Here is a 13,436-nt window from a genome sequence, read left to right on the forward strand (position 1 = left end):
GCTGTGCAGCCGATCACTGAAGTCCGCTGGTCTACCAATGTTGCGCATGCAGCAGCCTTCAGCCCGCCACGGCAGGCGGTGTTGGTGTCTGAGGCTTGGCGTCCAGCTCCTCGATCAGGCTGCGCGCGGCGAAGTCGGCCGCATCGGTGAAGGGATTGAGTACCCGGGCAACGCCGGCCGCATCCAGTGCCTTGCCATGCTGGTCATCCCGCACCACGCCGGCGATCTTGCCTTGAAAACCGGCATGTTTGAGGGCATGCAGAAAGGCGCGATTGGCTTCCCACTGCGGAAAGCTGGTGACCACCCATTCGGCATGCTGCAACGGTAGCGATTCGAGAAAGCTCGGGTCCTCGCCATCGCCAAAGCGCACCGGCAGCTAGCAACGGCGTAGCGTGCGCACCGCTTCTGGATCGAAGTCCACACCGAGTACGGGTATGCGTGCATCGGCCAGCTGCTGCAGCAGGCGCGAACCGTAACGGCCAAGGCCGAAGACGATGATGCGCGGGTGGCCATCCGGTCGGCCTTGCGCCTCCACTTCCAGTTCGCGGTACGGACGCTTGCGCTCGAACACGTCGAGCCATGGTGCCAGGCGTTCATACAGCGGATGCGAGAACAGAATCATGTAGGTCGAGAGCATGATCGTCACCAGCCCGACCAGTGTCGTTAGCCCCAGCGCTTCCGGCCCGACATGGCCGAGGGTGATGCCCATGGCGACGAAGACGATGGAGAACTCGCTGATCTGCGCCACGGTCAGGCCGGCGAGAAAGCCGGTGCGCTTGCGATAACCCATGTAGCCCATGATCGCCATTACGATCAGCGGATTGCCGATCAGCACGAACAACGCCAGCACGACGGCCGGCAGGATCTCGTTGCCGAGGGTGGAGAAATCCAGCCTGCCGCCCAAGTCGATGAAGAAGAACAGCAGCATGAAATCGCGGATACCGGTCAGGCGTGCGTTCATCGCTTCGCGATAGGCGGTCGAGGCCAGCGAAAAACCGGCGACAAAGGCCCCGGCCTCCTTACTGAAACCGATGTAATCGCCCAGCGCGGCCAGCCCGGTGCCCCAGGCGATGGCAAAGATCAGCAGCAGTTCCTGTGAGCGCGCCATGCGGCTGACCAGGGTTGGCAGCACATAGCGCATCAATACATGCATCAGCACCGCAGCACCCGCCAGGCGCAGCAGCAGTGAACCGCTGACCTCGACCCAACCGGCATCGCCGGCCCCGCGCAGGGCACTCATGGTCATCATCGCCAGTACCACGGCAAGGTCCTGGACGATCAGAAAACCGACCGCGATGCGCCCGTGCAGCGAATCCAGTTCGTGTTTGTCCGAGAGTAGCTTGACGATGATGATGGTGCTGGAAAAGGTCAGCGCCACAGCGATGTAAATCGCTTCCATCGTGCTCTTGCCCATCAGCAGCGTGAGTGCGAAGCCGAAGATGATGGTGAAGGTGAGCTGCCCGAGCCCCGTAGCCAATGCCACCGGCCCGATATTGCGAATATGCGCGAGGTCGAGCTTGAGCCCGACCACGAACAGCAGTACGGCAACACCGATCTCGGCCAGCAGGTGGATCTGGTCTGCGGCGTTGACCGGGCCGAATAACGCCGGACCGAGCAGGATGCCGACCACGATGTAGGAGATCAGCAGCGGCTGGCGCAGGCTTACGGCAATTGCTCCGACAACCGCTGAGATGATCAGCAACATGGCGAATTCGGCAAAGGGGCCGTGGGCGAGCAGCGCTTCCATCGTTGACTCTGTACAGGTGAGATTCAGCGCCGCGCCTATCCTGCGGCAGCGCGCCGCTCACCGCTACCGTCGGATGATGGAAAATCCGCAAAGCCTCGCCTGTCGCCGTGGGTGCTTTGGGCGCATACCTGCGAGCGAGCAGTGCGGGCCTGCTGCTAGAATCCGTCCTTTTTTCACCCCGCCGAATTGGCGCTGCGAGCCTGCCATGACCTTCGCCTCCCTGTGCCTGATCGATCCGCTGCTGCGGACCCTGGAAACCCTCGACTACCGCAAGCCGACGCCGGTGCAGACCGAGGCCATTCCCGCCGTGCTCAAGGGCCGTGACCTGATGGCCGCGGCGCAGACCGGCACCGGCAAGACCGCCGGTTTTGCCCTGCCGTTGCTGCAGCGCCTGACCATGGAAGGCGCCAAGGTGGCGAGCAATTCGGTGCGTGCGCTGGTGCTGGTGCCAACCCGCGAGCTGGCCGAGCAGGTTCACGAGAGCTTTCGTGTCTACGGCCAGAACCTGCCGCTGCGTACCTACGCGGTGTACGGTGGGGTCAGCATCAATCCGCAGATGATGGCGCTACGCAAGGGCATCGACGTGCTGGTGGCCACGCCCGGTCGCCTGCTCGACCTCTACCGGCAGAACGCCGTGGGCTTCGCCCAGCTGCAGGCGTTGGTGCTCGATGAAGCCGACCGCATGCTCGATCTGGGCTTCGCCGAAGAGCTGGACCAGCTGTTTTCAGCCCTGCCGAAGAAGCGCCAGACCCTGCTGTTCTCAGCGACCTTCTCCGATGCGATCCGGCAGATGGCCCGCGAGTTGCTGCGCGACCCGCTGTCGGTCGAGGTTAGCCCTCGCAACGCCGCGGCGAAGACGGTCAAGCAGTGGCTGGTGCCGGTGGACAAGAAACGCAAGAGCGAGCTGTTCCTGCATCTGCTGGCGGAGAAGCGCTGGGGCCAGGTGCTGGTGTTCGTCAAAACGCGCAAGGGCGTCGATCAGCTGGTGGACGAGCTGCAGGCTGCGGGCATTTCCAGCGATGCGATCCACGGCGACAAGCCACAGGCCTCGCGGCTGCGTGCGCTGGAGCGCTTCAAGGCTGGCGAAGTGCAGGTGCTGGTGGCGACCGATGTCGCCGCGCGCGGGCTGGACATCCACGAGCTGCCGCAGGTGGTCAACTTCGACCTGCCGATCGTCGCCGAGGACTACGTGCACCGCATCGGCCGTACCGGTCGCGCCGGCGCCACGGGCGAGGCGGTTTCGCTGGTCAGTGCCGATGAGGTCGATCAGCTCGCCGCCATCGAAACGCTGATCAACCAGGTGCTGCAGCGCCACGACGAGCTGGGCTTCGTGCCTGACCATCGTGTGCCGACCACCACGCTGGGTGGGCAGATCATCAAGAAGCCGAAGAAACCGAAAAAGCCCAAGGACGGCGGCGGCAAGGGCAAGATTCACCTCGGCAATTGGTTCGATGAAAGCGAAAAGCCCAATGCCAAACCCATCCGCAAGGTGCCGAGCCTGGGCGGTGGCAAGCCGGGCAAGAAGCGCTGAAGAATATGGGCTACTTAGCTTTTCGGGCCAGGCCCTAAGAGGCTGCGTATGACGAGACCAGTCATGAGAAGCAAGACGACCGTGGTGATCCTGCTCGCAGGCTCGATGTTAGGTGCTGCTGCAGAGGCCTCGATGAGGTGTGGCACCCGCCTGGTTCACCTGAACGACACCCGCGAGCAGGTCGAGACCAAGTGCGGCCCTGCCGATAGTGAAACGTCCGAGGGGCCATCGCTGCGCAGCGACGGTGTCGTGCAACCGGGCGCCGTCAGGATCGACCGTTGGGTATACGGCCCGCGAAATGGTGCGAACTACTACCTGCGCTTCATCGACGGCAGCTTGGTTGAAATCCGCATGGAGCGTAAGCCCTAGGGCGTGGATACGCTGAGCGGGCTAAACATGAATCTGCCGTTGCGGCGTGGCTCAGGCCGGGCCCGCTTGGGCGTCGGCGCCGATCACTATCCACATCTTCGGGTCACCAGTTAGGCGGTCGCCAGCAATAGGTCTGCCTCGGGCCGCGGCCGTCGGATATGCGGCCAATAACCGCTCGACGGGCGGTCTAGAGCGTCGCGTGATGATTGATCTGGGTCTAGGCTTGCTCCGGTCTGCCCAATGCAGACTCGAACGTCCCGAATGAAGGAGCAAGCCCATGACCCAAACCATGAAAGCAGCAGTGGTCCACGCCTTTGGCGAGCCGCTGCGCCTCGAGGAAGTCAAGGTGCCGATGCCCGGCCCAGGACAGATCCTGGTAAAGATCGCCGCCTCCGGTGTATGCCACACCGACCTCCACGCCGCTGAGGGCGACTGGCCGGTCAAGCCGGCGTTGCCATTCATCCCTGGCCATGAAGGTGTGGGCCATGTCTCCGCCGTTGGCGCCGGCGTCACGCGCGTGAAAGAGGGCGATCGCGTCGGCGTACCCTGGCTGTACACCGCCTGCGGCTGCTGCGAGCACTGTCTGACCGGCTGGGAAACGCTTTGTGAAGGCCAGCAGAATACCGGTTACTCGGTGAACGGTGGTTATGCAGAGTACGTACTGGCTGACCCGAACTACGTCGGCATCCTGCCGAAGAACGTCGAGTTCGACGAGATTGCGCCGATCCTGTGTGCAGGGGTCACCGTCTACAAGGGCCTTAAAGTCACGGGTGCCCGACCCGGCCAATGGGTGGTCATTTCCGGTATTGGCGGCCTTGGCCACGTCGCGGTGCAATACGCCAAGGCCATGGGGCTGCACGTGGTGGCAGTGGACGTGGACGATGCCAAGCTCGAGCTGGCCAAGCGTCTGGGTGCCAATCTGACCATCAACGCACGCACGGAAAACCCCGTGGAAGTGGTGCAGCGCGACATCGGCGGGGCTCACGGCGTACTGGTGACTGCCGTATCCAACAGCGCCTTCGGTCAGGCCATTGGCATGGCCCGTCGGCGCGGAACCGTAGCGCTGGTTGGCCTGCCGCCGGGAGATTTCCCTACGCCGATTTTCGATGTGGTGCTCAAGGCGATAAGCGTCACCGGCTCTATCGTCGGCACCCGCGCCGACCTGCAGGAGGCGCTGGACTTTGCCGGCGAAGGGTTGGTCAAGTCGACCATCCACACCGACAGCCTCGACAATATCAATCAGATCCTCGATGACATGCGGGCCGGGCGCATCGAAGGTCGAATCGTGATGAAGATGTAACACTCCTCACGCGGCCGACTGGTTCGGCCGCGGTCTATCTTTCGCTCAACCCTTTGCGGCTGTGACCCTGTTGTTTTGCAGCCAGCGCAGCATGCCCTCGGCCGCGGCACGGGCGCTGGCGAAACAGGCGGTCAACAGGTAGCCGCCGGTGGGGGCTTCCCAGTCAAGCATCTCGCCGGCGCAGAATACGCCGGGCAGCTGTTGTAGCATCAGGTTGGTGTCCAGCGCTTCGAACGGCACACCACCGGCGCTGCTGATGGCCTCGTCCAGCGGGCGTGGGCGCAGCAGGCGGATGGGCAGGGCCTTGATCGCCGTGGCCAGGGCCTGCGGTTCCTGGAAGGTTGCCGCATCCGTCAGCTCCCGTAACAGCGCAGCCTTGACGCCATCGAGCTTCAGCTGACGGTGCAAGTGCTTGGCCATTGACTGCGAGCCTCGCGGTTTGGCCAGGGCGCTGGCAATCTGTGGCTGAGTGCGATCCGGCAGTAGGTCGAGCAGCACGGTGGCGGCGCCGTCACGGTTGATCGTTTCGCGGATCGGCGCCGAGAGCGCATAGACAAGGCTGCCCTCGATGCCCGTTGCGGTCAGTACGAACTCACCTTTACGCGGGGCTGATCCAGGGAGGGCAAGGCTGACCGTCTTTAGCGGAGCGCCGGCGAACTTGTCCCGCAGATGGGCGCTCCAGTCTTGCACCTCGAAGCCGCAGTTGGCCGGCTGCAGCGGCGCGATCGCAACGCCGCGGGCCGCGAGCAGCGGCACCCAGGCGCCATCCGAGCCCAGGCGCGCCCAACTGCCGCCGCCGAGGGCGAGTAGGGTGGCGTGCGCGTCGACTCGGATTTCGCCTTCCGGACCGGCGATACGCAGCGCGCCGTGGTCGTCCCAGCCCAGCCAGCGCTGGCGGGTATGAATGCGTACGCCGTTTTCACGCAGGCGCTTTAGCCAGGCGCGCAGCAACGGCGCGGCCTTCATGTCGGTTGGGAATACCCGGCCGGAACTGCCGACAAAGGTGTCGATACCCAACCCGTGAATCCAATCGCGCAGTGCGCCTGGGGAAAAAGCGTCGAGCAGGGGTCGCAGTTGTTCGGCCCGCTCGCCGTAGCGACCAACGAATGCGCTGTAGTCCTCGGCGTGGGTGATGTTCATGCCACCGACTCCGGCCAGAAGGAATTTGCGGCCCACCGACGGCATGGCGTCGTACAGATCAACGCTGACGCCCGCCTGGCCGAGCACTTCGGCGGCCATCAGGCCGGCAGGGCCGCCGCCGATGATGGCGACACTATAGGAGGGGGCGGGCGGGGTCATGGCAGCAGCCTGGCAAACATCACGGGGCGGGCATTGTAGCCGCTGGCGGGTGCTCAGCCGAGCCCGTGGCGCTGCCACGCCGCGGCGGCACTGACATGCAGGGTGGCATGGCGGCGTGCGAGCAGGACGCGGTCCTTGTCGTAGCCGCCGCCGATCAGGCCGACCACGGGGATGTTGCGGCCCAGACAGTGATCCAGCACGGCGCTGTCGCGGGCGGCGAGTCCTGCGTCGGTCAGCGAGAGCAGCCCCAGGGCATCATCGCGGTGCACGTCCACGCCGGCGTCGTAGAGCACCAGGTCCGGCTGATAGATTGGCAGCAGGTAGTTCAGAGTGTCGTGCACGACCTTCAAATAGGCCTTATCGCCCATGCCGGGTGGCAGCGGGATATCCCAGTCGCTGTGGGCCTTGCGCGTAGGGAAGTTCTTTTCGCAGTGCAGCGAAATGGTCACCGCATCCGGCACGTTTTCCAGGATGCGCGCGGTGCCGTCGCCCTGATGCACGTCGCAATCGAAGATCAGCACGCGACCAACACGTCCGCTTTCCAGCAGATAGAGCGCGATTACCGCAAGGTCGTTGAAAATGCAGAATCCGGACGCGTGGTCGTGATGGGCATGATGGGTGCCGCCGGCCAGATGGCAGGCCAGGCCATGCTGCAACGCCTGTTCCGCCGCTAGCAATGAGCCGCCTACCGCGCGTACGGTGCGCTGCGCCAGCTCCGGGCTCCAGGGTAGGCCGAGGCGACGCAGCTCGTCGCGGCTCATTTCTCCGCTGCAGTAGCGGGTGACGTAATCGGGGGCGTGAGCGAGGGCCAGAATGTCCTGGCTGCACAACTCCGGGCGCAATAGCGCCTCGTCCGTGGTCAAACCCAATGCGACCAGATGGTCGCGCAGCAGACGAAACTTCTCCATGGGAAAGCGGTGGCCCGGCGGCAGTGGCGGGCTGTAATCGTCGTGATAAACCAGGGGAAGCGACATGAATCCGCGCGTTCGGTGGATGTGCGCCGCAGTATGCAGGCTGGCCGTCAACGCGCTCAAGGAGCTCGGATGGCCGATCGAATCGCACTCGAAACCCCTCGCCTACGATTGCGCAGCTGGCACGACGAAGACCTGGGGCCGTTGGCGCAGCTCTGCGCTGATCCGGAGGTGATGCGCTACAGCCCGGCGTTGTTGTCGCGTGACCAGAGCGCGGCTTTGTTGGTACGCAGTCGCCTGCACTTGCTGCGACATGGGTTCGGGCCTTGGGCGCTGGAGCGCAAGGACAATGGTGTGTTCATTGGTTACTGTGGCCTGACCTGGCGCACGCTGCCGTCGTCGCCCTCGGCCGAGTTGGTCTGGGCGGTGGCCTGCGATCAGTGGGGGCAAGGCCTGGTTCACGAGGCCGCACAGGCAGTGTTGAAGTGCGCGTTTGACGATTTGCAGCTGGACGAGGTGGTCGCCTCTGCGGCCCACCTTAACGAACCGGCCAGGCAGCTGATGGAGGGGCTTGGCATGCGCCCGGAGCAGACCATGTCCTTTACTCACCCTGGCGTTCCGCCCGAACACCCACTGTACGCTCAGGTGCTTTATCGATTGCAGCGGGACGATTGGCAACAATGAGCAGGCTCGCTGGAGCGCTGCCGGCGAAATCCGTAACATGACGCGCCCCTACGCACGCCTCCCAAGGACCCCGAAATGACCCAGATACTCGACGCCCTGGTCAACCTGCTGACGCTGGAACGTATCGAGGAGAACCTGTTCCGCGGCGCCAGCCAGGACCTCGGTTTTCCGCAGCTGTTCGGCGGTCAGGTGCTGGGTCAGGTCATCTCCGCCGCGAGCCAGACGGTGACGCCGGAGCGTCATGTCCATTCGCTGCATGGTTATTTTCTGCGCCCTGGTGACTCGCATCAGCCCGTGGTCTATGACGTTGATCGCGTGCGTGACGGCGGTAGCTTCACCACGCGTCGGGTCAGTGCGATCCAGAAGGGGCAAACCATCTTTACCGGCATCGCCTCGTTTCAGGCCCAGGAAAGCGGCTACGAACATCAGTTGCCGATGCCGGACGTGGTCGGGCCGGATGAGCTGCCCAGTGAGTGGGAGTTGCTGCACAAACTGTCGCCGATGGTGCCAGAACGCGTGATGGAGAAGTTGCGCAGGCCAAAGCCAATCGAGATTCGCCCAGTGACGCTGATCGACCCTGCGAATCCGCAGCCCATTGAGCCGGTCCGTCATCTCTGGTTCCGCGCCGATGGTTCGCTACCCGACAGCCCGGCGCTGCACAAGTATCTGCTGGCCTACGCCTCGGATTTCAGTTTCATTGGCACGGCGCTGCAGCCGCACGGCGTCAGCTCGTGGAGCAAGTTCATCCAGCTGGCCAGCCTCGATCACGCGATCTGGTTCCATCGCGAGGTGAAACTGGATGATTGGCTGCTGTATTCCATCGACAGCCCATGGGCAGGCAATGCGCGCGGCTTCGCCCGCGGCAGTATCTTCAATCGTCAGGGCGAGCTGGTCGCATCGGTAGCGCAGGAAGGGTTGATCCGCGTGCGCGAGGACTGGATGTGAGAGTCGCCGACGTCCGTCACTGGGTATTCGATATGGACGGCACCCTGACCATTGCCGTGCATGACTTTGCCGCCATCCGCCGTGCACTGGAGATCCCCGAAGAGGATGACATCCTGCATCACCTGGCGGCGTTGCCGGCGGAGCAGGCGGCGGCGAAGCACGCCTGGCTGCTCGAGCATGAGCGTGAGCTGGCCTATGCGGCGCAGCCGGCAGACGGTGCTCGCGAGCTGTTGCATGCACTACGTGATCGCGGTTGCCGTCTCGGCGTCCTGACCCGCAATGCCCACGAGCTGGCCAAGGTCACTCTGGAAGTGGTCGGCATGGGCGACTGTTTTCTTCCCGAGGACATCCTTGGTCGCGGCGAAGCGCCGCCCAAACCCCACCCGGGCGGCCTGCTGCAGCTAGCCGAGCGTTGGGGCGTGGCACCATCGGCGATGCTGATGGTTGGCGATTACCGCTTCGACCTGGAGTGCGCCAGAGCTGCCGGCGCGCGCGGGGTGCTGGTCAACATGCCGCACAATGAGTGGCCGGAGCTGACCGACCTGTACGCGCGCGATTGTCGGGTGCTGCACGAGCTCTTGGCTTGACGCCGGCTCGATAGCTGGATGGAAAAGCAGCATCTGCTTACGGTGCTGCCACCTATTGCGGGCTCCAGTAATCCGTGCATTAGAAGGCAGGTAGGGTGGGCTTTAGCCCGCCGATGCCGTTGGTGGTGCGGTTGGTGGGTTGAAGCCCACCCTACGAAATCCCGCAGGCCCGTGGGCTGAGACGGCTTATACGAAGCTGCGCAACCAAACCCTATACGTCGTGAGCGCCCTTGGTCAGAAAGCGCTGGCTTCGGGGGGTAGGGTGGGCTTTAGCCCACCGATGTTACTGCTTATAGCCGTGCTGCCTTGAAGGTGTCGCAGCGCGCCGGGTCGCCATGCTCGAAACCGTCGCGGAACCAGCGCACCCGCTGTGCGGACGTGCCATGGGTGAAGGCGTCTGGGACCACGTGGCCCTGGCTGCGCTTTTGCAAGTTGTCGTCGCCGATGGCATTGGCTGCGTTCAGCGCATCTTCCAGATCACCTTCTTCCAGCCAGTCATGCCGCTGCTGCGCGTGGTATGCCCAGACACCGGCGAAGCAGTCGGCCTGCAGTTCCTGGCGAACCAGCAGGCCGTTGTCGCCCTCCATCTTCGCACCGCGCTGGCGGGCAGCGTGCATCTGCTGTGAAACGCCGAGCAGGGTCTGTACGTGGTGGCCGACCTCATGGGCAATGACATAGGCCTGTGCAAAATCGCCACTGGCGGAGAAGCGCTGTGCCATCTCGTCGAAGAACTGCAGGTCGAGATAGACCTGCTGATCCCCAGGGCAGTAGAACGGGCCCACTGCGGAACTGGCGAAGCCGCAGGCCGAGTTCACGCCGCCGCGAAACAGCACCAGTGTCGGATCGCGGTACTGCCCGCCGTTCTGTTGGAACAGGGCGCGCCAAGTGTCTTCGGTATCACCGAGTACGGCACGCACGAACTCGACCTGCGGATCGTCGCCTGCTGGACGCTGCCCTTGCTGGGAGACGGCAGGCCCGCTCTGGTTGGCCAGCTGGCCGAGAATCTGCATTGGGTCCTGGCCGGAAAGCAGGCCAATGATCACGACGATGGCGATGCCGCCCAGTCCCAGGCCGCCACCGAGGCGCATGCCGCTGCGGCCCCTGGCGTCCACTACGTTGTCGCTGCGTCGGCCACGATTCCAGCGCATGAGGAGCCCCTTTGAACGGTTAACAGGATTGAGTTGTAGCAGCACCGAAGCGGCGACCGCCTCCCGTTAAGACCCGTTGCACACGAAAAAGCTGCAGCGAGGGACGCATGCGTTCGTGATGAGGCGATTGATCAGTCGCCCGGGTATTCGGTAAGTACGCTTTCCTTGCCATCCTTATTGATGCCGATGACCTTGAAGGCGTCTTTGCGCTCACCCATTTCCATGCCTGGCGAGCCGATCGGCATGCCAGGCACGGCGGCGCCGATCAGATCGGGGCGGGCGCGCAGCTTGAGTATGTCCGCGGCCGGGACGTGGCCTTCGACGAATTTTCCGTCGATCACACCGGTATGGCACGAGCCGAGACGGTGCGGCACGCCGTGCTCCATCTTCACCGAGGTCATGTCATTGACCACGTGATCGGTCACTGCAAAACCGTTGTCTTCCAGATGGTCAATCCACTCCTCGCAGCACCCGCAGTTGGGATCGCGATAGACGTCGATGGCGATGGGGTCGGCAGCCTGAGCGAGGCCAACGAGAAGAAATGGAAGAAGTAGAAGGCGGCGCATAACAATCTCCGACAGGCGAGAGCTCCAGAATACGCCGGCTTGCAGCCATGCCCAAGGCACGGTCGTTATGCGAACGTCTCAATGGCGGCGGTTTTTAGACGGTCGGTCGCGTCAACCAACGCCGAACAAACCGGTCACATGACAGTCCCATGCCAACCGGTATAGCGAGTCGTTCATCAGGAGAGTTTTCGATGCGTTTTGCCCGTTTCGTTCTGCTTGTGCAGGCGCTGGTTATGGCCAGCCTGAGCTTGGCCTACTGGCTGCGTCCCTACGAGATGGCCAATCTGAACGGCATGCTGTTGATGGAGGGCGCGTCTGTCAGTCACATGCGGGTCTACTACGGTGGCCTGCAACTTGGCTTGGCGTTGTTCCTGATCTGGGCTGCGCGTGCGCCCGAACGAGCTCGCCCGGCGCTGATGATGCTGATGATTACCATGTCGGCGCTGGTGCTGGGCAGACTGGTATCGCTCTGGCTGGACGGCGGCGAGCTGGTCGGCTTCGACCTGGCCTCGCTGTTCTATCGCGTGCTGGCTGCCGCGCTCGCTGGGGCGGCCTGGTATTTCGTTCGCGAGCGCCCGGAGCCTGAACCGGAGCGCATTGCGCCTGCCGCCCGAAGGCTGGCCAGCGAGCCACCGAAACCCTTCAAGCTCGGCGATGTGCCGCCGCCAATCGAACCCGCGCCAGCGGAGGTTGCACCACAGCCATTTCGTCGCGGCGATCCGAACGCTTGACGGTGGTCAGGCCGCAGCGTCGAGGTAAGCCGAGAGACTCAGGTGGTCGAGAATTTCGATGCGCCGGCGCTGGACGGCGATCAGTCCGGCGTCGGTCAGGCGGTGCAGGATGCGAGACAGCGTTTCCGGCTGAATACCCAGTTGCGAGGCAATCAGCCGCTTGGGCATGTCCAGGTCGATTACGCCGCTGCGTGCTGCCTGCAGCTCCTGAAAGAGGTAGCGCACCACCCGTTGGCTGACATTCGACGAGGTCAGGCTGTCGATCTGATGCAGCCGTTGGTTCAGCCGTGCGCTAAGGCTGCTGAGCAGCTGCATGCACAATTGTGGCTGGGTTTCGAGCAAGCGCAGGTAGTGGCTGTTCTGCACATTGAGCACCAGGCTTTCCTTGAGAGTGGTGGCGCTCAGCGGATGTTCGGGAAGCTTGTTGAACAGCATCGCTTCGGCGAAGGCTTCACCGGGGCGGACCACCTCGATGACCTTCTCCTGACCATCACAGGTGACCCGGTGCAGCTTGACCTGGCCGTTGATCAGCACGTGAAAGTGCTCAGCAGCGTCGCCCTGGTGGAACAGCGTACAGCCGGCCGGCAGACGCTTGACCGTGGTATGTGCGGCTATGTCCTGCAGGGCGGCTTCGGCCAGCCCGCTGAATAGATGATGACGGCGCAACGTATTGAGCACTGCAGAGCCTGTCAGCATGGCCATCCCCTTCCTTTTGATAGGGGCATGCTAGGTTGCACCGCGCCGCCAAACCATACCTCTTTCTGGGCAGAGAGGTAGGACCTCAGCGGCTGCTTCCGGCCAGGCGCTCATAGTCCATCGTCAGCTGTTCGATCTTGCGCAGCAGCGAATCACTGGTAGTAACGATCACCGTCGGCACGAAGCGCGCGTCGTCTGCCAGGCTGAAACCGGCACGGGCGAAACGCCATTGTGCGCCGATCTGATCGAGCTGGCGGTTGATCTGCTCAGTGTTCTGCGGGGCCTTGTTCAGTTCATCCAGGCCGCGTTCGAACTCTGCTACCGCCGCGTCGAAGTCGCCGCGTAGGCGCTGCTCCGGTAGCTTCCAGGTCATGGCCAGGTAAAGCATGGCAATGCGCTGGCTGAGCATGCGCTGGCGCCCGCTGCGGTTGACCAGGCGGGCAGCCTGATTGCCGCTATGACGCTCGATTTCCTGCACCAGAGCCTCGCTTTGCCCGAGAAAGCGCTCGGCCAGGCGCAATAGTTCGGCGGACTGTTCGCGATCCGGCCGCGTGAGCGCTACCTGGCGATACTGGTTCCAGGTTTGCGTGGCCTCGCTCAGTGCCTTACGGATGCCGTCGTTGGGGGCGTATTCATCGAGCAGCTGGGCATTTTCCTCGACACTGGCAATGCTGCTGTCGAGCTGGCTGGCGGCGAGGTCGACCCGAGTGTCGGTGCCGATCATCAGGTAGCTCTTGGCGATGCGCTGACTGAGCATGCGCTGCATGCCGGCACGGTTGACCGCTTCGGCATCGCTGATCGCGGCCTGGCCGGGAAGACTGGTGGCCAACAGGGCAAGCAGCAGTGAAGTGGGTAGCAGAATCTTGAACATGGGGCGCTCCTTACGTCCGGGCGGGCGCGATGCTGACCGCTCGGTCAGCTC

13 protein-coding genes and 1 pseudogene are annotated in these 13,436 nt (G+C 63.6%); 7 read left to right on the top strand and 7 right to left on the bottom strand.

The window, feature by feature from the left end:
• Positions 1–58 precede the first annotated feature (58 nt).
• A pseudogene (locus AAEZ08_RS16990) lies at positions 59–1,747 on the bottom strand (cation:proton antiporter).
• Positions 1,748–1,952: 205 nt separating this feature from the next.
• On the opposite strand from AAEZ08_RS16990, the gene rhlE1 reads away from it, so the two are divergent.
• The 3 genes from rhlE1 to adhP all read left to right on the top strand — a co-directional run bounded on the left by rhlE1 (position 1,953) and on the right by adhP (position 4,947).
• On the top strand, positions 1,953–3,278 hold the full coding sequence (gene rhlE1 / locus AAEZ08_RS16995) for an RNA helicase RhlE1 (protein ID WP_500124742.1): 1,326 nt from the start codon (positions 1,953–1,955) through the stop codon (positions 3,276–3,278).
• Between the two features lie 63 nt (positions 3,279–3,341).
• Positions 3,342–3,647, top strand: coding sequence for a DUF2845 domain-containing protein (locus AAEZ08_RS17000; RefSeq protein ID WP_003281694.1), 306 nt, complete (start codon positions 3,342–3,344; stop codon positions 3,645–3,647).
• A 277-nt stretch (positions 3,648–3,924) separates the two neighbouring features.
• The gene (gene adhP, locus AAEZ08_RS17005) at positions 3,925–4,947 is read left to right on the top strand and encodes an alcohol dehydrogenase AdhP (protein ID WP_014821527.1); all 1,023 of its coding nucleotides are present in this window, start codon (positions 3,925–3,927) and stop codon (positions 4,945–4,947) included.
• Positions 4,948–4,992: 45 nt separating this feature from the next.
• Here adhP and AAEZ08_RS17010 read toward each other — a convergent pair whose 3' ends face one another.
• Positions 4,993–6,246 carry a TIGR03862 family flavoprotein gene (locus AAEZ08_RS17010; RefSeq protein ID WP_014821526.1) on the bottom strand — a complete coding sequence of 418 codons (1,254 nt, stop codon included), beginning with the start codon at positions 6,244–6,246 and terminating at the stop codon, positions 4,993–4,995.
• A gap of 53 nt (positions 6,247–6,299) precedes the next feature.
• Entirely contained in the window at positions 6,300–7,220 is a 921-nt protein-coding gene (locus AAEZ08_RS17015) for a histone deacetylase family protein (RefSeq protein ID WP_500124743.1), read from the bottom strand.
• A 69-nt stretch (positions 7,221–7,289) separates the two neighbouring features.
• Between AAEZ08_RS17015 and AAEZ08_RS17020 the strand changes: the two genes are divergently transcribed.
• The 3 genes from AAEZ08_RS17020 (at position 7,290) to AAEZ08_RS17030 (ending at position 9,373) form a co-directional block, all read left to right on the top strand.
• Entirely contained in the window at positions 7,290–7,841 is a 552-nt protein-coding gene (locus tag AAEZ08_RS17020) for a GNAT family N-acetyltransferase (RefSeq protein WP_058063796.1), read from the top strand.
• 75 nt (positions 7,842–7,916) lie between these two features.
• A complete protein-coding gene (gene tesB, locus AAEZ08_RS17025) occupies positions 7,917–8,786 on the top strand; it encodes an acyl-CoA thioesterase II (protein WP_003281685.1) in 870 nt (289 codons plus the stop codon).
• A complete protein-coding gene (locus AAEZ08_RS17030) occupies positions 8,783–9,373 on the top strand; it encodes an HAD family hydrolase (protein WP_500124744.1) in 591 nt (196 codons plus the stop codon). Before tesB ends, AAEZ08_RS17030 begins: the two co-directional genes overlap by 4 nt.
• A 290-nt stretch (positions 9,374–9,663) precedes the next feature.
• Here AAEZ08_RS17030 and ypfJ read toward each other — a convergent pair whose 3' ends face one another.
• Together ypfJ and AAEZ08_RS17040 are read right to left on the bottom strand one after the other, a co-directional pair.
• On the bottom strand, positions 9,664–10,521 hold the full coding sequence (gene ypfJ, locus AAEZ08_RS17035; RefSeq protein ID WP_102821077.1) for a KPN_02809 family neutral zinc metallopeptidase: 858 nt from the start codon (positions 10,519–10,521) through the stop codon (positions 9,664–9,666).
• Between the two features lie 131 nt (positions 10,522–10,652).
• Positions 10,653–11,087 carry a DUF411 domain-containing protein gene (locus AAEZ08_RS17040; protein ID WP_058063798.1) on the bottom strand — a complete coding sequence of 145 codons (435 nt, stop codon included), beginning with the start codon at positions 11,085–11,087 and terminating at the stop codon, positions 10,653–10,655.
• A 191-nt stretch (positions 11,088–11,278) separates the two neighbouring features.
• Here AAEZ08_RS17040 and AAEZ08_RS17045 point away from each other — a divergent pair, with 191 nt between their 5' ends.
• Entirely contained in the window at positions 11,279–11,818 is a 540-nt protein-coding gene (locus tag AAEZ08_RS17045; protein WP_003281679.1) for a DUF4345 domain-containing protein, read from the top strand.
• A 6-nt stretch (positions 11,819–11,824) separates the two neighbouring features.
• Here the strand turns inward: AAEZ08_RS17045 and AAEZ08_RS17050 are convergent, their stop codons facing one another.
• Positions 11,825–12,520: a Crp/Fnr family transcriptional regulator gene (locus AAEZ08_RS17050; RefSeq protein ID WP_003281678.1), complete on the bottom strand. Its 696-nt coding sequence runs from the start codon at positions 12,518–12,520 to the stop codon at positions 11,825–11,827.
• 79 nt (positions 12,521–12,599) lie between these two features.
• The gene (locus AAEZ08_RS17055) at positions 12,600–13,385 is read right to left on the bottom strand and encodes a type IV pili methyl-accepting chemotaxis transducer N-terminal domain-containing protein (RefSeq protein ID WP_058063799.1); all 786 of its coding nucleotides are present in this window, start codon (positions 13,383–13,385) and stop codon (positions 12,600–12,602) included.
• Between the last annotated feature and the right edge of the window lie 51 nt (positions 13,386–13,436).

Source organism: Pseudomonas sp. E45-MNA-CIBAN-0222, from assembly GCF_040310405.1.
GTDB classification, from domain to species: domain Bacteria; phylum Pseudomonadota; class Gammaproteobacteria; order Pseudomonadales; family Pseudomonadaceae; genus Stutzerimonas; species Stutzerimonas stutzeri_AC.

What these genes read in the sequence shown, in the direction of transcription:
- AAEZ08_RS17055 (WP_058063799.1), bottom strand. Translation starts at nt 13,385, where the DNA reads ATGTTCAAGATTCTGCTACCCACTTCACTGCTGCTTGCCCTGTTGGCC.
- ypfJ (WP_102821077.1), bottom strand. Translation starts at nt 10,521, where the DNA reads ATGCGCTGGAATCGTGGCCGACGCAGCGACAACGTAGTGGACGCCAGG.
- AAEZ08_RS17045 (WP_003281679.1), top strand. Translation starts at nt 11,279, where the DNA reads ATGCGTTTTGCCCGTTTCGTTCTGCTTGTGCAGGCGCTGGTTATGGCC.
- tesB (WP_003281685.1), top strand. Translation starts at nt 7,917, where the DNA reads ATGACCCAGATACTCGACGCCCTGGTCAACCTGCTGACGCTGGAACGT.
- rhlE1 (WP_500124742.1), top strand. Translation starts at nt 1,953, where the DNA reads ATGACCTTCGCCTCCCTGTGCCTGATCGATCCGCTGCTGCGGACCCTG.
- AAEZ08_RS17000 (WP_003281694.1), top strand. Translation starts at nt 3,342, where the DNA reads ATGAGAAGCAAGACGACCGTGGTGATCCTGCTCGCAGGCTCGATGTTA.
- AAEZ08_RS17015 (WP_500124743.1), bottom strand. Translation starts at nt 7,220, where the DNA reads ATGTCGCTTCCCCTGGTTTATCACGACGATTACAGCCCGCCACTGCCG.
- AAEZ08_RS17050 (WP_003281678.1), bottom strand. Translation starts at nt 12,520, where the DNA reads ATGGCCATGCTGACAGGCTCTGCAGTGCTCAATACGTTGCGCCGTCAT.
- AAEZ08_RS17040 (WP_058063798.1), bottom strand. Translation starts at nt 11,087, where the DNA reads ATGCGCCGCCTTCTACTTCTTCCATTTCTTCTCGTTGGCCTCGCTCAG.
- adhP (WP_014821527.1), top strand. Translation starts at nt 3,925, where the DNA reads ATGACCCAAACCATGAAAGCAGCAGTGGTCCACGCCTTTGGCGAGCCG.
- AAEZ08_RS17010 (WP_014821526.1), bottom strand. Translation starts at nt 6,246, where the DNA reads ATGACCCCGCCCGCCCCCTCCTATAGTGTCGCCATCATCGGCGGCGGC.
- AAEZ08_RS17020 (WP_058063796.1), top strand. Translation starts at nt 7,290, where the DNA reads ATGGCCGATCGAATCGCACTCGAAACCCCTCGCCTACGATTGCGCAGC.